Source organism: Legionella fallonii LLAP-10 (assembly GCF_000953135.1).
In the GTDB taxonomy this organism is placed as follows: domain Bacteria; phylum Pseudomonadota; class Gammaproteobacteria; order Legionellales; family Legionellaceae; genus Legionella; species Legionella fallonii.
The window spans coordinates 696,739-723,669 of sequence record NZ_LN614827.1 but is presented as its reverse complement, the minus strand read 5'-3'; the positions used below and the strand labels follow the sequence as shown (position 1 = coordinate 723,669).

Below are 26,931 nucleotides of genomic sequence, written 5' to 3'. Positions count from 1 at the left end.
ATGCGCCACCCAGGATAAAGATCCTACATCCCCACGCTGGCAGTTCGAAGCTCTTGTTCTTGTACTTCGACTTCTTTAGCAGCATTGACTCTAAAGTTCACCACCCTACCATGATATTTTTCGACAGTTTGTCTATGAGCAATACTAACAATGGTCGTGTTCTTTAATTCTTTTACCAAACTATAAACACGATGCTCGCTTTCTTCATCCAGTGAGGCGGTTGCTTCGTCTAAGAAAAGCCAATCTGGTTTTTTCAATAAAGCTCTGGCAAAAGAAATACGTTGCTGTTGCCCCCCTGACAACTCTTTTGACCAAGGACGTTTCTCATGTAATTTAGCAATAAATTCGTCCATGCCTCCAATCGCTTTCAATACAGCAATATATTGCTCTTCGGTATAAGTTTCAGCTGAGTCAGGATAAGCTAAAATAGCAGCTAGAGTATCGTGCGGCAAAGTTGGCTTTTGCGGTAAAAAATACAGACTCTTCCCCTCAGGTACGCTAATTTTACCTTCGCCATATTTCCAAGTTCCGGCAATTGCTTTAAACAACGTACTCTTACCTAAGCCAGATGGGCCTTTAATTAAAACGTGTTCCCCTGGTTTAAATTTTAAATTCAAATTACGCATAATATATTGGGTACTGGATGCCTGTGGTTGCATAATATCCAGATGTTTGATATTCAACGTCTCTTTATTCTTTTGCTTGACCACAATAGATTTGGAGTTAGATGTTAAGCCATCGGGCTCCAGTGCATAATTCAACTCCGTAATACGCTCTACATTAGTCTCATAGGTAGCAAGGTTTTCATAAGTGTCAGCAAACCAACTAAAAGAAGAACTCACCTGGCCAAATGCCATCCCCACTTGCATGAGCTGAGCTAATTCAATAAGCCCAGAAAAATAGAGCGGTGCGGCGAGTAAATTAGGTAAAATCTCATAAATCTGCATATAAAAATTTTGAAACGCGACAAGCTTTGTTTGGATGTACAATTTTAGGCTAGCAATATCCTTAATATCTTGAACTCTGGTCACCAACTCTCTTTTGTAATACTTTTCTCCCTGTTCTTGCGCAATGTTTTCTGCATCATTGTTGAGTATGTCTAAGTCCTGCCTCAAGTCAGCTTCAGCCTGTTCTTCTTGCTTATTAGTTTCAGCTAGTGATTTTCCTATATAATGAGTTGCGACCGTGGCAAGTACGGCAGTAAGGAGTGCGGCCCAAACTAAATACCCGGGAATGACGATATTGACCCCGAAAAGCACAAATGACAAAGCACCACCCACAACCCATAAAGTGCCAACAAAAGCACCTAAGGTAAGAACAGAGTTCAAAAAATCAAAGCTTAAAGACAAGGTGAGCTCTACAAAAGACTTAATATCTTCTTGAATACGCTGTGAAATATTATCAATTTGAGACGAAAAACGTTTTAAATCCAGGTAGTTATTTTCACCATTAAATAGTTTGTCAAGAGTTTTATTGGTCAACCAATTGCGCCATAGTATAGAAAGCTGGCCAATAAGATAACTTTTTAAAACATAAACACCAACGCAAGCCCCAAGCATTAAGGCAAATTGCCCCATACAGATAAGAAATGCCGTTAATTCTTTTGCAGCAAGTGCCGCCCAAAAACCGGCTGACCACCAACCCAAAAGAGTCATTAAGGCTACAAGACTTACCACACAAAGTGTTATTCCTATGACATGCAACCAAGCAACGAGCTTTTCATCTGAATTAATAAAATAGTCCTTTACCAATGCAAAAACATTTTGCGTAGTCGAACCTTTTGAGATTTGTTTCTTATCTTTTTTTACCATTGGGTGATATCTTGCGAATAGTTGGATTGTTGTAGAAGCACATTTTAAATTTTTTTCCAAAAATGTCAAATATTGCCCATATCTTGTTTGATTCATACAATTTTATTAAAAATTGAATTTTAATTTTTATAATCAATCATATAGGGAATTTTATAGCCCTTAAGTTTAAAAATAAGCCTACTCTGTTTTTTCGTTACTAGATAAAGCTGATTTTTTTCGCTTATCAGAAGTTAATTCGTAGCGCAAATCTAATGTAGATTTCACCCCAATATGGTCATAATTACGAGCTAACCATTCGCTGGCTTTTGCCATTCCCCTGTTACGTAATCTTAATAAAAAATTCCAATCACTAGATAGCTTACTTGCAGTAGACAGATCCTGTAATGCCGTATCAGCACTTATTGAGTGAACAAAAACGTATTTCAATTTATTTTTATACTCATCTTTCAACCAATCTTCATCTATGAGCTTATGAACAAAGGCGATAGAACGAAATTCTCTTAGAAGAGCGGAGTTAAAGGAAATTTCGTTAATGCGGTTGAAGATATCAGATGGTTGCGTTGGCGGAGATGGTCGCTCTATAGGATTCACATGAATGATCATAATGTCTGGATTTTCTACATAGTAGAAGAATGGAAATAATGCGGGATTACCAGTATATCCCCCATCCCAATAATACTCACCATCTATCTCGACAGCTTTGAAAATATAGGGGAGGCATGCAGAGGCGAGAACCACATCAGAAGTAATCTCATCAGTATGAAAAACTCGGACCTGGCCTGTGCGCACATTCGTTGCTGAAAGAAAAAGTTTAGTCACTTGGCATTGTTGCAGCCTAGAAAAATCAACATGCTTCAATAACACGTCTTTTAAGGGATTAAAATCATGTGGATTAAGCTGATAAGGAGAAAACCATCGCGTTAAAGTTTGAAAATACTGATATCCCAAACATTGATCCATATGGTGTTCACCATACCAGAATGTTTCCCAGGGAAATTGTTTACAGGGGTTATAAAGTACGCCCGCTTGGGCAATATCCCACCAAAAATTTTCCAGCCTCTCCCGGGCTCTCTCACTTCCTTCCAATAAGCCATAAGCTAAAACTGCAGCATTTAATGAGCCAGCACTGGTACCACTAATACCCTCGATGCTAATTCTATCATCCTCTAAAAGGCGATCAATGACTCCCCAAGCAAAAGCACCGTGAGCGCCTCCACCTTGAACCGCTAGATTGATCTCTTTCTGCTTTTTTACTCTAATTGGGCAAGCAGCCCCTTCATTGTTCGATTCAGCAGAGGAAGAGTTACTACTGATGCTTTTCTTTTTTGCCATGACGCAATTCCTTATGCAAAATGAATCATTCAATAATTAAATAATTTAACAACATAGCCTAGTTAAATTTTAAAGATGAGCATATCATCCTAATTCTATTTTAGTCTCTAGTTATCTATCAACGCACTGATTATGTCTATTCAACAAGACAATAACATCACAACACCACGTAAGATAATCCACATCGACATGGATTGTTTTTACGCTGCTATTGAAATTAGAGACAATCCACTACTAAACAATAAACCTGTTGCCGTTGGCGGTTCAGCAAATCAACGCGGTGTCTTATGTACTTGTAATTACATTGCACGTCAATTTGGTATCCATTCCGCCATGCCCACCGCAAAGGCCTATCGTCTTTGTCCTAGTTTAATAGTACTACCGGTCAATATGTCTAAATATAGAGAAGTTTCTTTATCAATAAAGAATATTTTTCACCAATTTACTGACTTAGTGGAACCACTAGCATTAGATGAAGCTTTTCTTGACGTGACTAACTCGCCCCATTGTCAAGGCAGCGCTACCCTCATGGCTCAAGCAATTCAAAAAAAAATTTTTACCGAGCACCAATTGACTGCTTCAGCTGGTGTTGCCCCCAATAAATTCTTAGCAAAAATTGCTAGCGCATGGAAAAAACCTAATGGGCTATTCGTCATCACCCCAGCACAAGTCAGTGAATTTGTTAAAGCTCTTCCTATTAATAAGCTATTCGGTGTCGGTAAAGTCACCACGTTAAAATTAAATCAATTAAATATTTTTACCTGTAATGATTTGTATCAATACTCTCTGGAGTTTTTAATAAAACACTTCGGAAAACTAGGACAACAATTGTATTACCAATCCAGAGGTATTGATAACCGAGCAATTCAGCCCCATAGATTACGTAAATCATTAAGCGTAGAACGTACACTACAATCTGATATTGTTGATCCCCAAGAAGCGATCAACATAATTCGTCAACTTTATGAAACATTAATCATCCGGATACAGGAATATGCTGCTGATTTGCTAATAAAAAATCAGTTCATTAAAGTAAAAACCAGTGATTTTAAATTAGCATCGGCCGAAATTAAAAGTGGCCAACTTAATTTAGAATATTATCTTGAGTTATTTCAAAAAATTAGCCTGAGCCATTCTAAACCAATTCGCTTACTGGGGATTGGCGTTCATTTTCAACATGATTTAGCTGAGGAGCCGTATCACCAACCCTCCTTATTTTCCAACGAAGATGATGTTGATTCATAACAACGGCTACTCCGCTGATCTAGCCTGGTTGCAACCAAGCTAGATGTTACTTTGACACGAAATAATTTTTATCGAGAACCATATTCCAGGTATTTTTCTACTGCATCGTCATCCATAGGGACTCCTCCTGAATCCGCACCAGGCATCTCAGGGAAGTACTCAGCAATGACTTGTAGACTAGCGAATAATTCTTCATCAAATACTAATGACATATCCTGCATATCTGAGACAGATAGCTCAGGTAATGAACTATTTTCCACACCGGAGATAGATTCCTCGGATGAGATTGAAACTACTTTGTTTGAGGATTCCAGTTTTAAAGACGCTAATGATACTTTCGTATTGTTAATTAACTCTACTGTTAGCGGCGATGTTTTAGAGGCTCTTTTTAGTTCTTCTAGAAACTCGTTAAGATCAGTAATAGCACTTTCTTTTGTGCTTGCAAGATAGTTAGCAATATATGCTTGATCCTCATAACCAGCAGCCTGTCGAACACAATTACTCGCTATGGTCATTACTCCATTACAGTATTTTTCTATCAAACTATGGGTCGACGAATAATGAGTAGAAAAAAAACGGTCTCGTTCTAACTGCTCACCGTTTACCAATAACTTATAAGAGCTGACCACCTCATCGTTCCAAAAAGTGTTATATCTTTCTTCCAGTGTTGAACCTTCAAATTTCATTATCCGACCCTATAATTAGTTGGTTAAATGCACACATTTTAATCAAAATTAATTAAGGGAATATTAAATTCAACCTATTTGTTGTTTTTTTATTGCCATTAGTACATCAAAAGACTTGTTAAATATGAAGGGGATCTGTTTCTTTTAGACCACGACAAGTATCTGAGACATTAAAATTGGGAGCTAGTTTGATGATATTTGTTGAATGGAAATTACTCCAGTTTATTTTTTTATATAAGGCATTATCAAACTCAAAAGAATAACAAAAAATCCTAGATTTGTTGTTACCATAGAGATCCGTACCCAATAAATAGGTTGCAACATAAATTTTTTCTGTACTAGGATGCCTCTCATAAATTGTTCTAATGTTTATTACCGCATAGGGTATTGAGGCAAAAGCAGCTAATAAGGGCTGATAAAACTCCATTTCTGTTGTTGATAGATTAGGATCAATTAATTTCGCTTTTTGTAATCGAGGAATAAGTTTCGCTATTTTATTGGGATCCACATAGATAAACAGCTTTTGTTGAGAAAACTCATGCGTCATAGCCCCATTATTTATTTGTTGCTTATGAATCTGCTTTTTTGCTTCGGCAAAGGAAGTCAATGCTAAAAGAATTAAAGCTCCAATGACACATAATAATCTCTTCATGGACTCATCCTTGAATAAAAGCGCTGCGCGCCGATTATGTAAGAGGTCTATTAAATTATAGTGGATATATCCATCATATCCAGTAGCACAGTAGGTTGCAGCAATCGGAATATTATTCCACTTCTTATTCCCTCAATTGGAAACGCTACTGTAGGAAGGGCCTGCAGTAGCGTTTCAAAAGAGTAGTATTGGTGCATTTATAAATGCATCTTGACTTAAACCGCTAACCCAACTTGAGGCCTTAACACTTCCTCAGGATTACCAGAGTTAGTTGCTTGTGGGAAGAAATTAAGACCTCCCCCATGATAAGGCTCTTTCTCTTGTTTCACTTTATTTTCTTGAGATACTACTTCTGCTTTAGCAGTCGAAGCTTGAGGTTTTAAATCAATTTGTCTCTCTTGGGTTAACATGAACACGATAGATTGATGAGATAGTGCCTTAAGCCCTTCTATCAAATCCTGCGTTTTATGTGAAAACCATCCGGCATAAACCATATCAATATTGGGTTGAATATCATTTAAAACTTCTCTGAACTTGTTAGTATCAAACGAATCCCCGTTATAACAAGTTAATACAGCTTGGAGCGCTTTTATTTTTTCTCTTTTTCTATCTGCAAAAAACAAGCCCCAAAATCCTTTAGAGTTCTCTTCAAGTTGTTGTATCTGCTCTTCTATATTCTTTTTGAAATTTTTAAACTCCTGAGGAAGGCTCTCACGTAACTGGTTCCTACGCTCATCTAAAAGCTCCGCACGAGACTTCTGCAATTGAGCGCCTGTTTCTAACCAGGAAGAATCATTTAATGCCCCTTCTTCGGATCCAAGGAAATTCATCATTCCCCAGATACTTTCATTCATGGAAATAGTGTTTTTCGATTGAAAAGCACTTTTGAGGCCATAACTATTAAAAGAATAAGGTGCAATCTCTTCATCAAAATTATCAGAGTTAAAAACATAGCCATCAAATAGAAATTTAGCTATAGCTATAGGCCCTGTTGTACAAACAACGATAGATTTCAAATAAAGAGTTCGCTCTTTTTTCATTAAATAAGCAATCAAATCATCATCAGATTGTTGAAGTGCATTTTTAATTTCATTGTATTCACTTCTAAAGAATAACCATTTGAAGAAGCCAAGCTGCTCATTCAGTTCTTTGCGCAATCTTAAAATCACTTCTTTATCGGTTTCATCAGAGCCCTTTTTCGCAAACTCTAAAAATTTTTCTGGATTAGTCATTATTTGATTAATATGACTTCTTAATTGACGTGAGCCCATTGCTGGAAATTCAGATTTAGAACGCGCTATATATATAGATTCTGAACGATTTTTCATAAACTGAATAAGGTATTGGTTGATGAAGCTGTCTCGACCAAATTCCTCTATAGTTTTTTCAATAAAATCATTATCATATTGTTGTAATACACTGATTACTCCCTCTTGCACCTTTTCAATCTCTTCTTTTGCTGCTTCAGGATCAACCACTGCAATGTAGTCATTATTGGAAAGAATGACGTCTTTATTACGTGTCCGTAAACTACCGATATTCAATAATAATGGAGTATGAACGTTAACAGTTTCTGGAAGAGCAGAGGTATCTACTGGAACATCAAAATCTGTATACCCTCCTTTGCTATATACTGGATAGAGCCAACGTAGAATATCACTGGCTACGGCTAAATTACCGCCATCATTTAAGTTATTTATTTCATCTTTATAAAATTTAAATAATTTCTTTTCTTTTTCGGAAATAATCTCATGTTCAAATGAATTAGCATCAACAGGAGTAATTGCATGCTCTTTACAAAAAGCAGCAAGTTCATCAAGAGCTTTTGTATTCAGCAGTGAAGAATCATAAACAAGATGAATAACATCCTTAGGATTGAGCTCGCGCATCTCGATCAAGCGCATCTTGTTTTCTGTGTTCATAAAAACAGCAGGCTTGTTGCTCAACCATATTTTAACGTGATGATGAGGATTATATTGATACATTTCTCTTAACACTGGCATAGTATTATCCTTCTAAGTTACAACTAAGACTCTGTTGATTGTGAAATAAGCTGCATATAGTATAAAAAAAAAACATTAAGATTTTATTAACAAGTGACATATTTTATCATTTAGCCTTATTAATAATAATTTAATAACCAATAATATTCAGCGAACAGTCTTTTTTTTGTACGAATATTTACCATATGGCAACAATAATTAGGCATCGCGGTATTGCGCAAAAATATATCTCACTGTAACATATAAGTCCATAGCTAATCGATATTTATTTAGCTAAAGCGACCTATCTTTTCCTTAAGGATGAAAGGAAAACTGGTATCTTCCTAGTCTTAATTAGTAAGCGGGTTTGTCGCTGAGGTAAAAAACAGATGAAAAAAGTGTAATTGACTTTGTCAGTTCTTTTTCTCATTATGCTTTAGTTCAGCGAAATAAACTGTTACCTATTTGCGCTTTCTATGCATTATCTGTCTCTTGCCTGCTATTTTTAAATACTCTAGTGAGAGCCCTATGAAGCCAGTAAAATCGAACGCACCTAAAAACGCGTTAAAGTCTGTCGTGGATCGAAGGAAGAAGTATGCCAATAAGTTACTAACCGTCTTAATTGGCAAATACGACTCTAACGGAAGTTATATAAGATTTAATCCAGAAAACTCTGAACATGCTCAATTTCCCAAGAGAGAAATAACACAAGGTACATTTAACCGTAAACGTGAACGTGCATTAAAAAAGGCAGCTAATAGCAAATAAGGGATCCTCAGGATAATAATTACTCAGGTTTATGCTAAGATTAGCTAGGACAGAACTGATAAATTGAAGCAAAATTTAATATGAATATAAGCGTTTTGCATCAATCTTCGAAAAAAGAAAAGGAGCTTCGATGAAAGTATATTTAGTACAACATGGACCCTGTGTAGAAAAAACAGTCGCTCCGGAGCAACCTCTTAGCAATGAAGGGATGCAACAAATTGAGAATCTTCGCCAATTCATTTCTTTTCTCAACTTAGAAGTTCACCACCTATGGCATAGTGGTAAATTGCGAGCAAAACAAACTGCAGAAATATTATCCTCTAGTCTTATGTTTGGGGGTATGATTGAAGCTCATGAAGGTCTTGCCCCCATGGATGCAGTTGAGCCTATTGAGAAAATCTTAGAGCAATTAAATCAAAATATCATGTTAGTAGGACATATGCCGTTCATGGGGAACCTGGTCACTAAACTGTTAACCAATACCAAGAAAAATTTAGTTTCCTTTGTTCCTGGCACCATAGTTTGTCTCGAGCAAAATGAGCAACATGAATGGCATATTCAATGGATGCTCACTCCAGATATAGCGAAAAAGGTCTTGTTGCACAACATATCCCATTAGTCATTAATTTTTAATGCTAAAATAATGATGCCTCCATAAAATAACTGCCTATAACAACAGATAAAAACGATCATAAATTAATCAAATGGTCTAAAATTAGATGGGAGCCTTTTAAAAGGAGTTTTTATGAAAAAAATACTATATAGTGGATTAATAGGCCTATTTATTTTCATAAGCCCCACAACATTTGCCTATCACCACCACCATGGCCATCACCACCACCATGGCCATCACCACCATCATGGCTATCATCATCACCATGGCCATCATCATCACCATGGCCATCACCACCATCATGGATGGCATCATGGTTGAAAAACAGGGTGACAAGAAAAGTCATTACCACCAGGTCATTATAAAAAATAATGCAATTTCTCTTCCCTGCTTGCTGTTAAAGTACAAGTAGGGAAATAATAGCCACATCAATGGAATTACAACGCTCAAAAGTACATACTAATATTGGCCATTAATAACATTAATAAATAGACAAGGAACGTTTCATGATAAAAGCTAAAGGTTATGCTGCACAATCAGCCCAAAGTTCACTCGAACCATTTTCTTTCGAACGCCGAAGCCTAGGTCCTCAAGACGTACATATTGACATTCTTTACTGTGGCATCTGTCATTCTGATTTACATACAGCACGTAATGAGTGGGGTAATAGCGTTTATCCTGTTGTTCCTGGACACGAAATTGTTGGTAAAGTAGTAGAAGTTGGCGACCAAGTAAAAAAATTTAAAAAAGGGGATACAGTAGGAGTAGGCTGCCTAGTAGACTCCTGTCGTACCTGTTCTAGCTGCCAAGAAGGATTAGAGCAATTTTGCGAAACAGGGTTCACCTTAACTTATAATAGTCAGGAAAAGGAGACTGGCGGCATGACCTACGGTGGTTATTCTGATAAGATCATTGTGAATCAAGATTTTATTTTGCGAGTGCCTGAATCACTAGACCTCAAAGCCGTTGCCCCATTGCTCTGTGCAGGAATTACTACCTATTCTCCTCTGCGCCATTGGCAAGTGAAAAAAGGAGATAAAGTAGGCGTGGTTGGCCTGGGAGGACTAGGACATATGGCAGTTAAAATTGCCCACGCTCTTGGTGCCCAAGTCACAATGATCACTACCTCTCCGGATAAAGAAAAAGATGCCAGACGATTAGGCGCATCGGAAATACTCTTATCGACCAACCCAGATATGATGGCCCGATTTGCCAATCACTTTGATTTGATTATTAATACTATCCCCAGAACACATGATATTAATCCTTACCTGAATCTACTAAAACGCGATGCCACTATGGTTATCGTTGGCGCAGTTGAAGTACTACAAACAGGTTTGGATACACGCTTTTTAATTTTCAAACGCAAAAGTGTTGCTGGTTCACTAATCGGCGGTATCAAAGAAACACAAGAAATGTTGGATTTTTGCGCAGAGCATAATGTGTTACCCGATGTAGAGATGATCTCTATGCAAAATATTAATGAAGCTTATGAACGTTTGTTAAAAAACGATGTGAAATATCGTTTCGTTATTGATATGGCTTCATTGAAGGGTTAATAGCAAAAGAAGGAAGAGACTAATTCTAGTCATAGGCCGGGCAACAAATTGCCCGGCCTTGTATCTAAAAAATCTTAATTCCCCGGATCTTAATCCTATAGAGCATTAATGGGTTCAAGCTAAAAGCCTTCGAAGAACATTTAATTGTTCTATTGATGAGGCTATTTCAGCCCCATTGCTTATAATCACTTTATTGAGGCCAGACTAGCCCCTCCCCTATTATCCTGATTGTCAGCGGTTGAGCTCACAGGAGTATTTGCTTCCACTAGAGAGTAAGTATACTGGGTAGAGGCTTCATCATAGTCCTTACCATTATCGTAACAGACCCAATCAGAACTGATAGAGAAATAGCACTTTACTTTCTCTTTGGCAAAAGGACATTTTTCCCAAGGTCCCACATAATTCGCCCAAGAATCACAAACCAAATCTCCCACCATCACAAAAGCATGATCATTGGTAGTAAAGATACCAATAGGTAATCCAGTAGTCATATCCGCTAAACCTGATGCAATGAACTTTTTAATTAATTGGTCAAATACGGCAAAAGATTGCAACATGCAATTACCCGCGTTATATCTATTAACTTGCATGGAACAAAGCAAAATACGCTCGAGAATACTTTTTTTAGAATCACTAAGAATTCCATCGCAAGCGTTTTGTACGATTAAAACGAGGGGTTTATAAAGTCTATTACGTTCTTTATCATGGGGATTATTGCATTTTACTATCCGCTCATTAATATCGGAGACTACTTCAGCCATCAGTTTACATATTTTTTCTTTGCTCATTCAATAATAACCTTTATTTAGAAGAATAAGTAATGATAACACACAAAAGAGAAAAAAAAATAAACAGAAAGACGTTATATCGCACAAATAAAAAGAAATCCGGATAGCCCAGAAATGAAGGAAGAGACTAAGCTTAGAACCCAACCTATTGTTTTGTAGTATTGTTCAACGCATCGATTGAAATTAATTCCCCAGTAGAAAAAGCAAGCGCCGCGGCGGCTGTAAGTACTGAGGCATGAGCTTGAGCTAACACGGATTGAGCGCGAGCTCGTTCTGTTTCTGCAATCGCTGTATTAGTAAAGGTCTCTAATCCCTGACGGTAAGAGTCCAAGGCTGCATCATAAGCTGTATTTGCAGCGTTAACTAACGCGAGCGCTGAATCATACTCGGCGAGACTACTTTTCACTGTATCATATGCCCTTGCCACCTGTCTGATGGCTGAATCTTGAATTTTTGCAAACTCTTCCTTGGCCGCAGCATTCTTCGAACGGGCAATACGTAAAGTATTTCTCCGCGCCCCGCCATCAAATAAGGGCAAGTTAAGCTTAAAAAGAAACGCTGTGGCCGGATTATTCACTCGTGATGTTGGCCCATGGTCGATACTTAATGAGCCAATATTCTGGTAAGCAACTCCCTCAAAAGCAACTGTTGGACGGTATGACGCCTCAGCACCGGAAATATCCGCCTCACTGGCACGTACCCTAGCAAAAGCAGCAGCAATATCAGGACGCTTCATCAAGGCTCGTTTAATGTGGGTATTCACATCTCCAACAAGACGTTTGGGTAAAACACGATGAGCACTGTCAGCAACGTGTATTCTTAACGTTGGCGTCAATCCCATAGCCTCCAATAAGGCATGGTAGGCATCATTATCGACCGCTATTGCCCGCGCAAGTTCAAATCGTGCCTTTGCTGTCTCTCTCTTGGCAATAGCAACTTGAGTAGACGTTTCAAGTCCTCTTTTGTACCTGGCCTCTGCTGCATCAAGAAGAACTTTTGTATTTTTTAACGCACTTTTAGCAACATACAACTGAGCTCGTTCAGCATCGAGAGCAAAATACGCTTTACTAACCTCATAAATCAGTTTCTGATGGGCGCCAGTAAATTCTATATTAGAAGCTAAAGAAAGTTGCAGGGCGGCCTTTACCGTGCTATCTCGTTTACCAAAATCAAAGAGCAACCATTTGATCACTAATGAGGGCAATACCTCACTGGTATCGGCAGTGAATTTACCGTTAGGAAATAATAATTTTGGTGCAGGAAGAGGGGTATACTGTTGACCACCAAGCGCCACAGCACTAATATCCGGTAAATAACTTGCTTTGCTAAGCCCCACAGCATATGCCGCTTGTTTTGACTGTTCCCAGGCAAGACGCGTATCCGGATTAGCACTTTCAGCCAAATCGATTAGCTCTGCTAAATTATAAATATGCTTTTTATCAACAGGCACGTGTTTCTGCAAATACGGCGCAGCTAAATTGGCAGGAAGCTCAAACTTATTTACTGCCCGAGCCCCCTTGTCTACGCTATCATCAGGTACCCAGGGATGATCAGGCGATTGTGGTGCCAAACGTTCAACCGGTGAATAGCACCCACTTAGAAAACCTAAAGAGAGAAGACTAATACCCCCAATAGCGAAAACGAAGCGCTTCACCTTGTCTCCTCTTTTAAGCGATGCAACATGATATGTCCTTGGAAAATCAATCGATCAATCAAGCGCTTAAACTCGCTCACCTCAACGTCTAAGGATTGATACCAAGAAGCATAAGCAGAAAATAATGGATGAGCGAAGTATGCACTATTCGCTTGTTGAAAACTATGGATAAGAGGAGCAATATTAGGAGGCTCAAGCGCAGTAAACTCATTGCGTTGAATTTCTTTTGCTATTAACATCAACCACTTACCAAGCAATTGATTGTAATGGATTAACTCAGCATGAGTTGTCTCAGTAAACAATCCCTCCCTATTTTGTTCAGACACAATCATAGCGATACTACTCAGTGTTTGCACTTGCTCTATTAGGCTCATCCCTACTCTTATAATCTCATCTTCTGCACGCTCAGGCTCAAATGCATTAAGAACAATCAAACGACTGGCTTGAGACAAGGAATCCTGCAAGGAAAAAAACAATGCATCACCTTGCTCTTGTTGATTACTTAAGGAAAAGAATTGCGACAATTTATCAACAGCAGAGGCAAACGCTAATCGAGCCTGTCTTATAGCCCGTGTTGGCCAGATCGCGGAAAATACAAGGAATACAATAATATTGCCAAGAAGAATGCCAATAATCCTGTCTCGTGCCGAAGTAAGATCGATTGTTGGCCCATATCCGACAAGGATACTGACAAAAAATGCCAGGGCAATTTGTAAACCAGCATAAGATAAAAGTTCACTACTTGTGGCCACCCAAGCAGCAAAAAAAGAGACCAAAGCAATGATGATGCATAAGCCTGTAATTGTTGTTATATAAGGCATAATGAACACTATGGCCGCTAATCCCAATCCTCCGCCAATGAGTGCGCCAACCAGACGCAGAATCATTTTATGTCCTGTTTCGCCCATACTTCCCAGAGCAACAAAGAAGCAGGTGATCATACAGGTCCTAATTTCAGGCCAACTCAACATGGTGTAGGTGAAATAAGCGATAAAAATAGCAAGCGTCGTTTTCAACGCATAATGAACATAATCGGGATTACTAAAAGCATCTGGAACTATCAGCGGGCTATGTTCTTTATCACTTTTTTCTTGCTCATCGGTTGTGTCACTACGTGATGTGCCTAGCAACTCAGCTAGAGTGTTAACGACTGCAGTGATTTTGCTGAGTAATAAAAAAGCTTTGCTATCAGAGGCTGCATTTCCTTCATAATCAGGGATAATCAAGTTCTGCTGTGGGTATTCAGTTTGCGATGTCATTGCTTGAGCTAACGATAATAATTGAACTCCGCAATCTGTTTTAAGGGCGAGGAGACGAATGTCAGCAATAGGCAATTTACCTAACTCTGCAAGCAACATCATTAACCGCCCCGTAAGAGCAACTATAGCTCGATTAACGGATGTTTTTTGTTTGATCTCTTTCTGTAAAAGACCCGCCATCTTCAAATAATTAAGAAGTACTCCCATATTCGCTTTGGCATAAAATTGTTTAGGATCGATGACCGGTCGAGCGCCAATAAGTGACTGACCCGCCAGCTGAAAACGATCAATTAAACCCGTATTAAATAGTTCAATAGGAGCACGTCCGGCAAGGATATTACCCACAAAAACCAAACTGACAGGCAACATGGCGACGACCCATAACCATAGCACAGAACGAGTGAGGATCTCTGTACTCGGCATGGACGCAAGAGGAGGAACTATATCAATTAAGGTTAAAGAGAGAGTAACCAGAAAGCCAATAACAAAGGCCACTATTCCTATAGAAGAGATACGTGAGATAAACATGCCTAAAAAGACAATAACAGCCATCAAGGGTAGTCTCAGTCCAGGCTCTCCCACTGAAATTGTATAAATAGCTAAAGCCGAAAAAACCGATATGGTAATCGCCAACATGACAATAATTGCCGTTAATAAAGTTGACGCTTTCTCTTCCTTAGAAATAAAAAATACAATGTATGCTGAATAGGCTGGTTCAGGGATCTGAAATGTTTCTGATAGAATAATCACTAAAATGGTGAGTACGGTGATACGTGACACATTGGCAATACGTCCGGCTCTTGGAGACAGTTCATGAAGTAAGAATTCATTGATCTGCATTAATGGAATCGCCTACAGCACTATGTGAGTTGTGAACCTCATAATGAACTACTGCAACAGCAGAAGCGCCCACACGCATTAGATTATCTGGCGGATTATCAAGCAGGATACGCACAGGAAAACGTTGTGCTAATCTCACCCAATTAAGTGATTTAGGGATGCTAGGCAGCCCATTACCAAAACTGGAATCCTCCGAAGTCACGCCCCAACCGACACTGTCCACATGCCCCTGTAACGGCTGATCGGGATGAGCCATCACATAAACGGTCGAAAGAGCCCCTTTTTTCATTTTTCTGACTTCCGTTTCCCGAAAATTTGCTATCACATACCATTTGGACGTTTTAATCATCGTAAACAAAGGATGTCCCGTAGTGGCATATTCGCCAACTGCAATATTTAACCCTACAATTTTACCATCGAATGGCGCTTTCACGACTGTATTAACCAGATCACGTTTCGCAAGGGCTTCCGCTGCGCGCGCACTTTCTTTAGCTGCTCGAGCCTCATCTATCTGTTCTGCCGTCACATAACCTTTCCTCAACAAAGGCTCCATTCTAGTTAAGGATGTTGTAGCAAGATGATATTGAGCTTTTGCAGCATTGAGTCTCAGTTGATACGGTTCAGGATCAACAATAAAAAGGATATCCCCCACATGAACGCTTTGGTTGTTGTGAATATTTAATGAAATAACGCGTCCTGATACCTCTGGAGCAATATTAGCAATATCGGCAAAAAGGACTGCATCGTCAGTGCGGGGACGCTCATTCATACGCAATACAACTAAAGTTCCTGAAATAAGGAGCATCACTAATGCAGCAAAAGCAATAAGGTTACCCAATACTTTTTTCATTTAATTACCAAACCATATTAGCCAGATACAAAATGTGAGTGATGCCGCAAGACTAACGTATACCAATAACTTCATTGGAATAAATTCATCAACGCCAACCTTGATCAATACGATATGGATAATGACCGTCAGCACAAATCCAATAAAAGTACACAATAGCCACGAAGGAAAATAGGAACCTAAAATATCTTGGGATGGCGAGGTGTGACAGCCTGATAATAGAAAAACTAGGTTAAGTATTAGGTGTAGATTTAATTTTCTTCTCATGCTGAGAACCTTATACCATACATAGCATAGGCATCTTCCAATGCTTTAACAACGAATCGTTAAATTTATTTGAATGTATAAAACATCTTACTGGATTAATAAATGCATAGCAACGGCGTAACGCGCTTTGCGGGAGATCCTTCACTGCGTTATGGATGAAATGACTTTAATTTCAACTTGTATGCCATTTTTTTTGATCAAAATGTATCTATATAAAATTAATGCCCGCTACAAATTAATGTCTCACATTTTTCACTTGCGGATTAATATCAACTTCGACTATAAGCTGATCAAATAGACCACTGTATTTTGTAATGATTTCACCTAAGGCTGTAGAACGGCATAGTTCTATATCTTTGTCATTTAATGAGGCATTCTCGGTGTTGTCCCCATTAAGTAACTGTATCATTTTTAATGCAATTTCAACGATGGGAGCTGGTTTAAAAAAAGTAAGACCCTCGGATTGTTGACTCACTATAAACTCACGTAACTCTTTTATAAGCAGTTCCTTACCTAAATTAATAACGGGTTCTGCTTCCTGCGGGGAATTGTTTTTGTATTGAGGTTTTTCATCCTTTTCAGTCATAACAATATCTTCTTCTTCCTCTTCATCTAATTGCATTATGCTCTGCATAATGCTCTCCCTCTCTATTTGACGCTTACCTATTTGTAGATTTAATTCTTGTAGCGCAAAATCAGCATTAGATGAGTCATAACTTGGTAAATTAACTGTTTGAACAAGTTGATTAAATACTTTGTTAAATTCGTCAATACTCTCTTTTTGCGAATAACTCATATGTTTAAGCACTTCAGTAATACAATCTAATTTAATTAGCACATCTTCAGTAAAAAGAAGCGCCTCTGAAATGGAGTTCATATTGATAGCATGGAGATTGGTTAATAAAGAAAATAGCGGATTGGTAACCGTTTGCACCTTAAATTTCTTTAATTCATCCATTTCCAAGAACAATTGTTGTTCTTCAAGATTATTTTCCTTATGTAGGTAATAACCAAATATATCCTTACCGTTATAAATTGCGACGGTATTCAATATGCCTCGTTTCAGTACAGCAGCATAATGGTCATAAACATCATAGAGATTTGGTTGGAACAAAGTAGCCGGTGGCAAACCATTTTGTAGTAATAAACGATTTTGCAAAGCATTTACAAAAACTCGTCCATTCCCATCACCAAAAGGATGTATCCGCTCAAAAAACTCGGTTGTTTCACCGATTAAGTCTAATAAACTATCCAAGCTGGTGCAGTTTCTCACCCTCTTATTATAATGTTGGATAGTCATTTCCATAAGTCCATCAACCTCATCTGATGCTGGGGCTTGATAATGAAGACATGAATATTTGGAAAGAATATATTGCGCTAACTCTTTGTTGCTCAGACTCGCACCTTCCCCCTCTTTTTCCAATGCTGCTTTTACTATCGAAAAATTGGTTTGATCCAAATAAGTTTCAAAAGATTTATCATGCTTATCACCTAGGTATAAGCGAGCACTACCTAAACGACCCTGATCGATTTTATTGAGTAAATCTTCTAACCCCTCTACGGTTACACGACCAGATTCCGGATAAATATTAAAATTAACTTCTTTAGCTCTATAATCCCCTTGTACTGAATTCTCCTCCATGTTTTCTACATTCTGTGTCACACAGGAATGTAGTTTTTTTATTAGATTGCTACTTAGTTCTGTATCATCAATATTTTCTAGTGCAACATTAAGACAAGAAAAAAAAGCTTTTAATGAACCATGCTCCCTATTTTCGTAATCAACCCAGCCTTTATTATCTATTCGCTTTGTGATTTGCTCTCTTGAATTGCCAGTTATTTTGGCATACAACTGACCGTCAACAGCTAACTGCCATAGTCTATTTTTAGGATAAGAGGCATAAAACCTAGCTAAGGCTGTATGGGCATCGGTTGGGATAATAGGAAGGTCCTCTCCCTCTATTATCATTTTACATTGACGCAAATTATGCTTTATCAAGTTATCGAGATGCGAATACCAAGAATCAATATCACTGAAATTATTATGGCGTATACCGTCACATTCAAAATACGCTATATCTTCTAAGTCTATTTCTTCTCCTGTCATATACTCCTTAAGCTGCGAAGAAATAGGTATTGAGTTATCGGTAATATCGCAAAAAAAGCGTTGACTAGAATACAAAACAATTTTGACCTTCATCTTACTCTCGCTTGGACAACTATTTGATTAATTATAGAACAAAAAAAACCCTACTCCCAAGTGGATAAAAAAGGGGAAATATTGTTGTTTTTTATACAAAACAGTAAATAAATTTGCATAAAGCTAGTGATAAACATATAATCAAAGTGATTTATTATAAAGCATGTTGTTACAAAAACCGATAAGGAGGTCTTTATGAAGATCAAGGCATCAGCAGCTGGATTAATAATCGCTACTTCTATGGTTCTAGCAGTTGGACCAATCCAAGCCGCATGTTATAAACATCAACCAGGATGGCACATGGTTTCAAAAAAATGCCATGTCAGACCTGCAGAAAACTGGCAAGAATATAATAGTGGCGTCTACACTCAACCAATGACAGGAAAAGGCATGTTATTTATGGGTAGATAGATTCCCCCCAACCAACCAATGGGATCCAACAAAATTGGATCCCATTGGTTATCTCTCTGATTCATTAGGATTCAATTTAGCTTACTCAATATAGACCAAATGATCAAATAAAAACCAAAGAGACTTAGATACAAAAACATTGATCAACCAACAAACCAAATGATACATTATAAACACTTACTATAAAGATAGAGTCAGTGCGACCGCTCTTCTTCACTAAGGATAGGGGAAGGACAAGTAACTCCAAGTTTTAATGATTAAACGGGTTTGTCGCTGAAATATGAGCATATTATGTTGTGAATTGCTCATTCACAACAACAATTGAGCTTAATTCAGCGGTATAACTTTGTTACCTGCCTCGAAACTCAATTCGCTCATTATTTCATGAAGTACCTATTTCGAAATTTGACTAACAAAAATGAGGGTAAATAGGAACAGAAATGAAATTAAAAGTTTTTTAGCGAAAAGAAATAATTTGTGCTTATTTTTTGACCTCAATGAAGAAATACTGTATAATGCGCTTCTTATTACTACTTTTAAAATGTCTATGAAATACATTGCAGAGTAAACACCATACAAAAAATATACTTTGGAGGCGAATTTATATGAGAACCCATGTGCCAGGCTATTATATCCTTGAAAGACCTAACAAAAAATCATGGTTTGATTCTTTTAAAGCCCCATTCACCCAACTGAGTCAATTTTTACCCTCCAGTCTTAGCCGAGCATTTACCATCGTTGCTTTAGGACCAGATGAAATAAGGTTACAAAACCCCATTCATGTCATGTTCACAACGGATGATCGTAAAGAAAAAGGCACAGTCATTGTTAATATGCTTCCTAGTAAATCCCAAAAAGCACCGAAAAGTTATTTTGACAAAAAGAATCCATTCTCCCCAGTAAAACGCCAAAAATTATTATTTGATAACCCTGAACATAAGTCCCACGTGGACTCCATCATCGCTGAAATTGGAAAGCTCCTTGACGGCAGCTCTACTCAGGATAAATGCAAAGAGAAACAATTTGCAATTGAAGACATACACCTTAAAGGGCTCGAAAGGCTAGATGAAAAATTAGCAGACTATTTCAAAGAGCAAATACGTCAAAAATACGGCCAAGATTTTTTTGAGCGTCCTCGTAAAACTAAATTGGATTTTTATACCCTAGAGCCATCAGAAAGTGTAACGCTTGAGTCTGTAGAAGTATCCAATGCAGAAGAACAGATGAAGCCAATGTCGGAACGAAAATTTATTATTGCATGCATGGCACGCAACCAAAACTACATCTATTGGCTTAAAGATTTTTATATCTCATCTCAAAATATTGGTTGCTCTGTTATTGGATTTAATTATCGAGGAGTTGACTACAGCAAAGGGATGATTAAAACACAAAATGACATGGTCAATGACGCCATTGCACAAGCTGATCGCCTGCTTGAATTAGGTGTTAAGCCTGAAAATATAGCGTTTGAAGGGATGAGTCTAGGAGGTGCTATTGCTACTATCTCTGCGGCCACCATGCATGATAAAGGATTGGAGGTAAAATTATATAACGAACGCTCCTACCGCTCTCTCATTCGCTTAATGATTGGTTATATCATGCCTAAAAGCGATAGTAACCCCTGGAATCCTCTAACCTGGTTAAAATATATCGCTGTAGGTCTGACGTATCTCTTTTTGGCTCCTATCATGTGGCTAGAAGGATGGCATTTAGATGCTGCCAGTGCATGGGATAGGATTCCAATGGAATGTAAAGATTATTCTGTGGCACGTAATCACACCAACCCAGAACAACATGATGACGATGATCTAGTCCATGACAGTTTTTCATCTATAGCCTCCCTCATGGCCGAGCACCTGGAAGAGGTAAAGCAAAAACAAAAAGATGGTGTATCGCTTTCAAAAGCGGAACAACAGATTCTTGATGATAAACCTGAGTCCCATGAATTTTCACTCAATAGAGACGACAAAACCAATGCGAATGAATCCTCCCACTCCGCACCGCGTCGTTTCTTATTGGATACTCATACTCGTTCGCATACGATGCAATCCTATATGATAGAATCTATGCGTACAAAACTAGGCACTAAGCCACTAACACTAGATTCATCAGAAAATCCAACAGAAGTATGTGACTTATCAATTGGTGTTACAGCCTAAGTTCTGATGCCCCCGTTCAAAGCTCACTGCAGGGAAGCAAGAGCGACTACATACAGCTCTCGAATAGATCTCTTGTTGCATCCGAGTAGTTCGCTATATAAAGACCATTTTACCGTCTCAGATATTTTGTCGGGCAATTGGTTGTCTGACTTACGAGTCATCCAGAGGGCCTTGCGACAAAAGAGATCCTTCGCTGCACGCTGGATGAGAGTAATAGTAAAAATTGGATGCAGTTCAAGACAGTTGTTGCATTGGCTTGTCAACATAGTACTAGGGTAAATCAAAGAGAATAATCTCACTATCCACCACCGAAGCAATATTAAGTATCTCCTCACGCTCTAGAGCCAAACCATCACCAGAAGACAACCGCTCTTCATTAACAATCACACTACCGTGCACCATTTGTAACCAATATCGACGATTAGATTTTGTTTGAACTACTGTATGCTCCCCCTTATCAAACCGGCCAGCCAACATACGTGCATCCTGCTTGATCACTAACGATTGCTCCTCACCATTTGGAGAAACTACCACACGAAAACAATGATGCATTTCCTCAGGAGAGAAGAGTTTTTGTTGATAGTTAGGCCTTTCATTACGCACATTGGGCATAATCCAAATTTGCAAAAAATGCACCTCCTCTGTATTGGAAGCATTATACTCACTATGCATTACCCCAGTACCTGCACTCATGATTTGCACATCACCTGGTTTAATCACCGAGCCATTTTTCATACTGTCTTTGTGAGCCAATTGACCGCTAACTACATAAGAAATAATTTCCATATTATTATGAGGATGGAAACCGAACCCTGCTCCAGGAATAACCCGATCTTCATTAATAACACGTAAGGGACCAAATCCCATTTGCTCAGGATCATAATAATCGCCAAAAGAAAAGCTGTGTTTACTCTTTAACCAACTAATATTAGTTAAACCACGCGTCTCTTTGTTTCTTTTTATCATCATGTCTTATCTCCTTACACCAAAATAAGTCTCTCTAATTACACTATAGATTGTTTTAATTAATATGATAATATGTTGGCATTGAACAACATTATTCGAATAATTAGAACAATGGATAAACTAGCCAACATGCAAGCATTTGAGACCATCGCACACACAGGCAGCTTTGCTGAAGCAGCCAGAAGACTGGATCTGGCGAACTCAGTGGTTAGTAAGCGAGTTAAAGATTTAGAAGAATTTTTAGGTGTTCCTCTTTTTAACCGTACGACCCGTAAAGTAACCTTAACCGAGACTGGATACATTTATTTGGAATACGTACAGAAATTTCTGAATGAACTTGAGGAGATTGAAAGTCACATTCGTTATAAGACTGAAAAGCCTGTTGGAACAGTAAAACTAGCAGCGCCCCTAAGTTTCGGCATGCAATATCTAGGTTCAGCCATTGCCTCCTACTTAGGAAAAAATCCACAGGTAACCATAAAAACTTATTTATCAGATAGAGCAGTTGATTTGCTCGAAGAAGGCTATGATCTTGCCCTACGTACAGGCCCGATGAAAGACTCCTCTTTAATTGCTAAAAAGCTTGTTTCTTGTCGTCGTGTTGTTTGTGCAAGCCCTGAATATTATACAACTCACGGTAAACCGCAAACTCCAAGTGATTTAAAGGAGCACAACTGCTTGAGCTATTTAAATCTAGCTGAGGGCAAATCCTGGCCTTTTATAATTAATGGTAAAAAAACATGGCAACAAGTCACAGGAAGTTTTCTATCAGACAATGGGGATTTACTACACCAAGCCGCTCGTTCTGGATGTGGTATCACCCTACTCCCTACCTTTATTGTTAGTGAATCCATAAAGTCTGGTGCCTTGGAAATTGCATTAGAAGAGTTTGAAGAAAGTGATTTTGGCATTTATGCAGTCTATCAATACACACGCCATTTACCAGTAAAAGTGCGTACATTAATTGATCATTTAGCAGATAGTTTCAAAGAAATCTCCCTTTAACATGCATCGTTCAAAGTTTATCCAACGAAGAGAGTGGCAACCGTCTTGAATTATTGCTTCTTTTAGGCGAATTACCGGCGAAAGCCGGTATCCATTCAGTTTTACACTATTTATGGATGCCGACGAGGCAATTCGAAAATGGACAAGGTCGTGCAACAAGTTGCCTGACAAAACCATCCAGATCCTCTGGATAACAGGCAAATCTAAAACGCCCAACAAAAACATCCTCCCCATAAACCAGAATTATTGTGACAGGAAGAAAAATGGTGACGATGTTTGTGATGATGGTGAGAGTGTATCATTGACGAAGGCAATTTCCGTGGCTGATACCCCCCATAATATTTAACAGGAGACCAGGAAGGACTCACCGGAGGAATAGGCGGATTATACTGATTAAATTGTTCACAAGCATGAACAACGTCACCGCCAACTACCGTCATTAGCGAATAAATATCTTTAATATCCTCATCAGGCACTTGAAAGAAATCCTGGGAGAGGACAGCAAAATCAGCGAATTGATTCGGTAAAAAAGAACCTTTGCTTTCTGCCTCATTAGAAAACCAAGCACTGCCTTTAGTATAAAGCTCTAAAGCTTTTTCTCTGGAAAGGAGGTTATCTTCTTTGTAAAGCAATTGCCCTCCTACAGTTTTCCCTGTAGTCAGCCAATAAAGACATAACCAAGGGTTATAACTGGAAACTCGCGTTGCATCAGTGCCCATACCAACAGGAATTCCTGCTTCAAGGATTTTATTAATTGGTGGAGTATATAAGGTTTTTTCCCTGCCGTAGCGCTCACTAAAATACTCTCCTTGAAATGCCATTCTGTTTTGAATAGCAATCCCTCCCCCCAGTTTCTGTACTCGCTCTATGGAACGGTCAGAAATAGTTTCTGCATGATCAAAGAACCAATGAAGTGTATCTATAGGAACTTCGGCATGAATTTCCTCATAAACGGTAAGAGCTCTGGCAATAGACTCATCATAAGTGGCATGTAACCTAAACGGCCATTTATTCCCAGCTAAAACGCGTACCACCGGTTTTAACTGCTCCTCCATTACCGGAGGTAAATCAGGACGTGGTTGTAAAAAATCCTCAAAATCAGCAGCAGAGAAAACGAGCATTTCTCCAGCACCATTGTGCCTATAATACTCATCACCTTGCTGATACTTAGAGATTTGCGTCCAATGAGTAAAATCCTCTAACTCATGGCCTGACTTTTGGGTAAATAAGTTATAAGCAATCCGTACTGTTAATTTATTCTCTTTAGCAAGTTCCCCAATTACATCATAATCATCTGGGTAATTTTGAAAACCACCGCCAGCATCAATCACACTGGTAATACCAAGGCGGTTTAATTCCCGCATAAAATGCAATGTTGAATTGGTTTGATCTTCACGGCTTAATTTAGGACCTTGAGCCAAAGTAGAATAAAGAATGATCGCGTTAGGATGGGCAATTAACATACCGGTTGGATTGCCTTGCTTGTCACGCTGAATGTAAGTTCCCGGTAGTTCTTTTGTATTTTTATCATATCCTATGACGTGTAATGCCGCTTTGTTTAACAAGGCACGATCATAGAGATGCAAGACAAAAACAGGGGTGTCCTTGGACACCGCATTAATCTCATCTAAAGTTGGCATTCGGCGCTCTTGGAATTGAAATTCAGTCCACCCACCTACCACCCTAACCCATTGTGGCGCAGGAGTACGCTCTGCCTGCTCTTTTAACATGAATAAGGCATCATGCAGACTGGATACCCCATCCCATCTCAGTTCCATATTAAAGTTCAATCCACCACGAATGAGATGAATGTGAGAGTCATTTAATCCAGGGATCACTGTTTTTTGCTGCAAATCGATCAGCTTGGTTTGCGCGGTTTTTAATTTTATTATTTCTGTATCAGAGCCAAATTGAGCAAATCGACTATTGTTAATGGCAACCGCGGTTATTTTTCCCTTAATTCCAGAACCTTGAAAATTACCATTGTAAAAAATAACATCCATAGTGAAACGCTCCTTGTTTGACTCTGATTTTTAGCAAACTAATTATTCCCTAATTATTTAACCGTTTTGCCATTCCATTCACTGCGTGGTGGTTGTTTATGCACCAGAGTATAAGCATAGTCAACCCCCATACCATAGGCACCACTGTGTTCCTGGACAATCTGCATCACTCCATCGTAGGTTTCCCTTCTAGCCCAATCACGTTGCCATTCGAGTAATACTTGCTGCCAAGATACGGGAACTACACCAGCTTGTTGCATTCTATTCATAGAAGATTGATGAGCGGTTGTACTTGTGCCTCCACATGCATCTTCAACCACATAGATCTCATAATTATCTTGCATGGCAGAAAAAGCACACATGTTGATGCAAACTTCCGTCCATAGACCGCTGAGAATAAGCTTTTTCTTACCGGTGTTTTTAACCTGTTCTCTGACTTGCTGAGAATCCCAAGAGTTCATACTGGTGCGCTCGATAATGTCGTTTTTGGGAAAAACATCGAGTAACTCCGGCCAAACAAACCCGCTAAAACTTTCGGTTTCTACTGAAGTCAGGACGGTTGGAATGTTAAATAGTTTGGCCGACTTAGCCAGGGCAACAGCATTATTTTTTAACAATTGTCTATCAATGCTTACGACACCAAAAGCCATTTGCGGCTGGTAATCAATCATTAATAAGGTGCAGTTTTTAGGGGTCAATAATTCTATTTTTTTATCCATAATGATCGTCCTTGTACAGTATTAATTAGCCTATAAACTTATGCTCTCTAACTATAGACCATCAACGACAAAATAAACTATTTTTTAGAGGCTGTTGACATTTGATCTCCGTGCCGCGCATAAAGCGCAGCACGGCGTCGGAGGAGCAAATGGTAACGCCCAATACAAAACAAAAAAATTAGGATTATAATCTCCTACACTTAGATTGAATTCTCGTTACTTACTTTGCAAGGAACAGCAAATGAAACAAATTAAACTAGGAGTAGGTATTCTTTTCTTGTTGGCTTATTGGTCAATAGGTATCGCTCAAAATGGTTATGCGGTTGGACCTCAATATGACACCACTCATGTCTATGTTGCCCCTGAAGATTTCGATCGTTTTGTCGCTAGTTTCACTGCTACTTTTGGTGGAAAGACATCGAAACAAGGTGTTTTTCAGGTCACACCAACAGCGAGTCAAACCTTGTCACAGCTGGCATTGACGCCCGCAGGAACCATTTCTGTATTTGGTTTTAAAACACCCATTCCTTATCCTTTTGGAACGGAACGCACTGGCTACCTAGTGAACGATTTTGACGAAGCGATTGCCGCTGCTCGCAATATAGGAGCAGATATTATTGTCACCCCCTTCACAGACCCTATAGGTCGTGACGCGATTGTTCAATGGCCAGGCGGTATCAATATGCAAATCTATTGGCATTATACCCCACCTAACTATGACCCATTAACTACAATTCCAGAAAATAGAATCTATGTTTCCGCTGATCGTGCTAACACGTTCATTCAAAGCTTTATCCAATTTGCAAAAGGAAAAATCATTGCCGATGAGCCCCAAGCCCCAGGAGTAGAAATAGGCCAACCCCAAACCCCTTACAGACGAGTTGCTATTGAATCTGGTTTTGGAAAAATGCTGGTTATTGTTACAAATGGACATCTAGCCTGGCCGTATGGACATGAGATGACAGGTTATGAGGTAAGCAATTTGAAAGAAACACTGGCTAAAGCACAAGCTGCTGGTGTAGCCATTCTTGTAGCACCTTTTGCTTCAGGCGACCGTACTTCAGCTATGGTCAAATTCCCAGGTGGTTATATCGCAGAAATTCATGAGCTTTCAAAGAAGAATTAGAATTACATGAGTTTTAATTGTTTTTTACTACGAATG

General features: G+C 38.7%; 23 protein-coding genes. 8 read left to right on the top strand and 15 right to left on the bottom strand.

The window, feature by feature from the left end:
• Positions 1 to 23 precede the first annotated feature (23 nt).
• Both LFA_RS02850 and LFA_RS02845 read right to left on the bottom strand, forming a co-directional pair.
• Positions 24 to 1,811: an ABC transporter ATP-binding protein/permease gene (locus tag LFA_RS02850; protein WP_045094836.1), complete on the bottom strand. Its 1,788-nt coding sequence runs from the start codon at positions 1,809 to 1,811 to the stop codon at positions 24 to 26.
• A 177-nt stretch (positions 1,812 to 1,988) separates the two neighbouring features.
• Positions 1,989 to 3,143 carry a patatin-like phospholipase family protein gene (locus LFA_RS02845; protein ID WP_084602099.1) on the bottom strand — a complete coding sequence of 385 codons (1,155 nt, stop codon included), beginning with the start codon at positions 3,141 to 3,143 and terminating at the stop codon, positions 1,989 to 1,991.
• A gap of 156 nt (positions 3,144 to 3,299) precedes the next feature.
• Between LFA_RS02845 and dinB the strand changes: the two genes are divergently transcribed.
• Positions 3,300 to 4,388: a DNA polymerase IV gene (dinB, locus tag LFA_RS02840; RefSeq protein ID WP_407927631.1), complete on the top strand. Its 1,089-nt coding sequence runs from the start codon at positions 3,300 to 3,302 to the stop codon at positions 4,386 to 4,388.
• A 68-nt stretch (positions 4,389 to 4,456) separates the two neighbouring features.
• On the opposite strand, the gene LFA_RS02835 is transcribed toward dinB, so the two are convergent.
• The 3 genes from LFA_RS02835 to LFA_RS02825 form a co-directional block, all read right to left on the bottom strand.
• Positions 4,457 to 5,074: a hypothetical protein gene (locus LFA_RS02835; RefSeq protein WP_045094834.1), complete on the bottom strand. Its 618-nt coding sequence runs from the start codon at positions 5,072 to 5,074 to the stop codon at positions 4,457 to 4,459.
• A gap of 118 nt (positions 5,075 to 5,192) precedes the next feature.
• Positions 5,193 to 5,726 (bottom strand): hypothetical protein, encoded by a 534-nt coding sequence (locus tag LFA_RS02830; RefSeq protein WP_045094833.1) that lies wholly within the window; start codon positions 5,724 to 5,726, stop codon positions 5,193 to 5,195.
• Between the two features lie 215 nt (positions 5,727 to 5,941).
• Positions 5,942 to 7,729, bottom strand: coding sequence for a glycosyltransferase family 88 protein (locus LFA_RS02825; protein ID WP_231865891.1), 1,788 nt, complete (start codon positions 7,727 to 7,729; stop codon positions 5,942 to 5,944).
• Between the two features lie 507 nt (positions 7,730 to 8,236).
• On the opposite strand from LFA_RS02825, the gene LFA_RS02820 reads away from it, so the two are divergent.
• Both LFA_RS02820 and sixA read left to right on the top strand, forming a co-directional pair.
• A complete protein-coding gene (locus LFA_RS02820; RefSeq protein WP_045094832.1) occupies positions 8,237 to 8,476 on the top strand; it encodes a hypothetical protein in 240 nt (79 codons plus the stop codon).
• A gap of 130 nt (positions 8,477 to 8,606) precedes the next feature.
• The gene (sixA, locus tag LFA_RS02815) at positions 8,607 to 9,095 is read left to right on the top strand and encodes a phosphohistidine phosphatase SixA (RefSeq protein ID WP_045094831.1); all 489 of its coding nucleotides are present in this window, start codon (positions 8,607 to 8,609) and stop codon (positions 9,093 to 9,095) included.
• A gap of 169 nt (positions 9,096 to 9,264) precedes the next feature.
• Here the strand turns inward: sixA and LFA_RS20015 are convergent, their stop codons facing one another.
• Positions 9,265 to 9,435 carry a hypothetical protein gene (locus LFA_RS20015; RefSeq protein ID WP_172653438.1) on the bottom strand — a complete coding sequence of 57 codons (171 nt, stop codon included), beginning with the start codon at positions 9,433 to 9,435 and terminating at the stop codon, positions 9,265 to 9,267.
• Between the two features lie 160 nt (positions 9,436 to 9,595).
• On the opposite strand from LFA_RS20015, the gene LFA_RS02810 reads away from it, so the two are divergent.
• Positions 9,596 to 10,648, top strand: coding sequence for an NAD(P)-dependent alcohol dehydrogenase (locus tag LFA_RS02810; RefSeq protein WP_045094830.1), 1,053 nt, complete (start codon positions 9,596 to 9,598; stop codon positions 10,646 to 10,648).
• A 185-nt stretch (positions 10,649 to 10,833) separates the two neighbouring features.
• Here the strand turns inward: LFA_RS02810 and LFA_RS02805 are convergent, their stop codons facing one another.
• From LFA_RS02805 to LFA_RS02785, 6 genes are all read right to left on the bottom strand, one after another.
• Positions 10,834 to 11,436, bottom strand: a complete 603-nt coding sequence (locus tag LFA_RS02805) for a hypothetical protein (protein ID WP_045094829.1) — start codon at positions 11,434 to 11,436, stop codon at positions 10,834 to 10,836.
• Positions 11,437 to 11,581: 145 nt separating this feature from the next.
• Positions 11,582 to 13,090, bottom strand: coding sequence for a TolC family protein (locus LFA_RS02800; RefSeq protein WP_052673835.1), 1,509 nt, complete (start codon positions 13,088 to 13,090; stop codon positions 11,582 to 11,584).
• Entirely contained in the window at positions 13,087 to 15,189 is a 2,103-nt protein-coding gene (locus tag LFA_RS02795) for an FUSC family protein (protein WP_052673834.1), read from the bottom strand. Before LFA_RS02795 ends, LFA_RS02800 begins: the two co-directional genes overlap by 4 nt.
• Positions 15,176 to 16,039, bottom strand: coding sequence for an efflux RND transporter periplasmic adaptor subunit (locus tag LFA_RS02790; RefSeq protein WP_045094828.1), 864 nt, complete (start codon positions 16,037 to 16,039; stop codon positions 15,176 to 15,178). Before LFA_RS02790 ends, LFA_RS02795 begins: the two co-directional genes overlap by 14 nt.
• Positions 16,040 to 16,306, bottom strand: a complete 267-nt coding sequence (locus LFA_RS19325) for a YtcA family lipoprotein (RefSeq protein WP_084602098.1) — start codon at positions 16,304 to 16,306, stop codon at positions 16,040 to 16,042.
• A 235-nt stretch (positions 16,307 to 16,541) separates the two neighbouring features.
• Positions 16,542 to 18,506 carry a Fic family protein gene (locus tag LFA_RS02785; protein WP_084602097.1) on the bottom strand — a complete coding sequence of 655 codons (1,965 nt, stop codon included), beginning with the start codon at positions 18,504 to 18,506 and terminating at the stop codon, positions 16,542 to 16,544.
• Positions 18,507 to 18,701: 195 nt separating this feature from the next.
• On the opposite strand from LFA_RS02785, the gene LFA_RS02780 reads away from it, so the two are divergent.
• Together LFA_RS02780 and LFA_RS02775 are read left to right on the top strand one after the other, a co-directional pair.
• Positions 18,702 to 18,917: a hypothetical protein gene (locus LFA_RS02780; RefSeq protein ID WP_045094826.1), complete on the top strand. Its 216-nt coding sequence runs from the start codon at positions 18,702 to 18,704 to the stop codon at positions 18,915 to 18,917.
• Positions 18,918 to 19,522: 605 nt separating this feature from the next.
• On the top strand, positions 19,523 to 21,076 hold the full coding sequence (locus LFA_RS02775) for an alpha/beta hydrolase family protein (protein WP_045094825.1): 1,554 nt from the start codon (positions 19,523 to 19,525) through the stop codon (positions 21,074 to 21,076).
• 270 nt (positions 21,077 to 21,346) lie between these two features.
• On the opposite strand, the gene LFA_RS02770 is transcribed toward LFA_RS02775, so the two are convergent.
• Complete coding sequence (locus LFA_RS02770) at positions 21,347 to 22,045, bottom strand: pirin family protein (protein WP_045094824.1); 699 nt, start codon at positions 22,043 to 22,045, stop codon at positions 21,347 to 21,349.
• Between the two features lie 108 nt (positions 22,046 to 22,153).
• Between LFA_RS02770 and LFA_RS02765 the strand changes: the two genes are divergently transcribed.
• Positions 22,154 to 23,047, top strand: coding sequence for a LysR family transcriptional regulator (locus LFA_RS02765; RefSeq protein ID WP_045094823.1), 894 nt, complete (start codon positions 22,154 to 22,156; stop codon positions 23,045 to 23,047).
• A 203-nt stretch (positions 23,048 to 23,250) separates the two neighbouring features.
• Here the strand turns inward: LFA_RS02765 and LFA_RS02760 are convergent, their stop codons facing one another.
• Both LFA_RS02760 and LFA_RS02755 read right to left on the bottom strand, forming a co-directional pair.
• Positions 23,251 to 25,050, bottom strand: coding sequence for an amidohydrolase (locus LFA_RS02760; RefSeq protein ID WP_045094822.1), 1,800 nt, complete (start codon positions 25,048 to 25,050; stop codon positions 23,251 to 23,253).
• Between the two features lie 53 nt (positions 25,051 to 25,103).
• Positions 25,104 to 25,769: a hydrolase gene (locus tag LFA_RS02755; protein WP_045094821.1), complete on the bottom strand. Its 666-nt coding sequence runs from the start codon at positions 25,767 to 25,769 to the stop codon at positions 25,104 to 25,106.
• Positions 25,770 to 26,010: 241 nt separating this feature from the next.
• Here LFA_RS02755 and LFA_RS02750 point away from each other — a divergent pair, with 241 nt between their 5' ends.
• On the top strand, positions 26,011 to 26,895 hold the full coding sequence (locus LFA_RS02750; RefSeq protein WP_052673833.1) for a glyoxalase: 885 nt from the start codon (positions 26,011 to 26,013) through the stop codon (positions 26,893 to 26,895).
• The last annotated feature ends 36 nt before the right edge of the window (positions 26,896 to 26,931 follow it).

Excerpts from the sequence above, each read along its gene's own strand:
- LFA_RS02850 (WP_045094836.1), bottom strand. The coding sequence starts at position 1,811 with ATGGTAAAAAAAGATAAGAAACAAATCTCAAAAGGTTCGACTACGCAA.
- LFA_RS02845 (WP_084602099.1), bottom strand. The coding sequence starts at position 3,143 with ATGGCAAAAAAGAAAAGCATCAGTAGTAACTCTTCCTCTGCTGAATCG.
- LFA_RS02835 (WP_045094834.1), bottom strand. The coding sequence starts at position 5,074 with ATGAAATTTGAAGGTTCAACACTGGAAGAAAGATATAACACTTTTTGG.
- LFA_RS02830 (WP_045094833.1), bottom strand. The coding sequence starts at position 5,726 with ATGAAGAGATTATTATGTGTCATTGGAGCTTTAATTCTTTTAGCATTG.
- LFA_RS02825 (WP_231865891.1), bottom strand. The coding sequence starts at position 7,729 with ATGCCAGTGTTAAGAGAAATGTATCAATATAATCCTCATCATCACGTT.
- LFA_RS02820 (WP_045094832.1), top strand. The coding sequence starts at position 8,237 with ATGAAGCCAGTAAAATCGAACGCACCTAAAAACGCGTTAAAGTCTGTC.
- sixA (WP_045094831.1), top strand. The coding sequence starts at position 8,607 with ATGAAAGTATATTTAGTACAACATGGACCCTGTGTAGAAAAAACAGTC.
- LFA_RS20015 (WP_172653438.1), bottom strand. The coding sequence starts at position 9,435 with ATGACTTTTCTTGTCACCCTGTTTTTCAACCATGATGCCATCCATGAT.
- LFA_RS02810 (WP_045094830.1), top strand. The coding sequence starts at position 9,596 with ATGATAAAAGCTAAAGGTTATGCTGCACAATCAGCCCAAAGTTCACTC.
- LFA_RS02805 (WP_045094829.1), bottom strand. The coding sequence starts at position 11,436 with ATGAGCAAAGAAAAAATATGTAAACTGATGGCTGAAGTAGTCTCCGAT.
- LFA_RS02795 (WP_052673834.1), bottom strand. The coding sequence starts at position 15,189 with ATGCAGATCAATGAATTCTTACTTCATGAACTGTCTCCAAGAGCCGGA.
- LFA_RS02790 (WP_045094828.1), bottom strand. The coding sequence starts at position 16,039 with ATGAAAAAAGTATTGGGTAACCTTATTGCTTTTGCTGCATTAGTGATG.
- LFA_RS19325 (WP_084602098.1), bottom strand. The coding sequence starts at position 16,306 with ATGAGAAGAAAATTAAATCTACACCTAATACTTAACCTAGTTTTTCTA.
- LFA_RS02785 (WP_084602097.1), bottom strand. The coding sequence starts at position 18,506 with ATGAAGGTCAAAATTGTTTTGTATTCTAGTCAACGCTTTTTTTGCGAT.
- LFA_RS02780 (WP_045094826.1), top strand. The coding sequence starts at position 18,702 with ATGAAGATCAAGGCATCAGCAGCTGGATTAATAATCGCTACTTCTATG.
- LFA_RS02775 (WP_045094825.1), top strand. The coding sequence starts at position 19,523 with ATGAGAACCCATGTGCCAGGCTATTATATCCTTGAAAGACCTAACAAA.
- LFA_RS02770 (WP_045094824.1), bottom strand. The coding sequence starts at position 22,045 with ATGATGATAAAAAGAAACAAAGAGACGCGTGGTTTAACTAATATTAGT.
- LFA_RS02765 (WP_045094823.1), top strand. The coding sequence starts at position 22,154 with ATGGATAAACTAGCCAACATGCAAGCATTTGAGACCATCGCACACACA.
- LFA_RS02760 (WP_045094822.1), bottom strand. The coding sequence starts at position 25,050 with ATGGATGTTATTTTTTACAATGGTAATTTTCAAGGTTCTGGAATTAAG.
- LFA_RS02755 (WP_045094821.1), bottom strand. The coding sequence starts at position 25,769 with ATGGATAAAAAAATAGAATTATTGACCCCTAAAAACTGCACCTTATTA.
- LFA_RS02750 (WP_052673833.1), top strand. The coding sequence starts at position 26,011 with ATGAAACAAATTAAACTAGGAGTAGGTATTCTTTTCTTGTTGGCTTAT.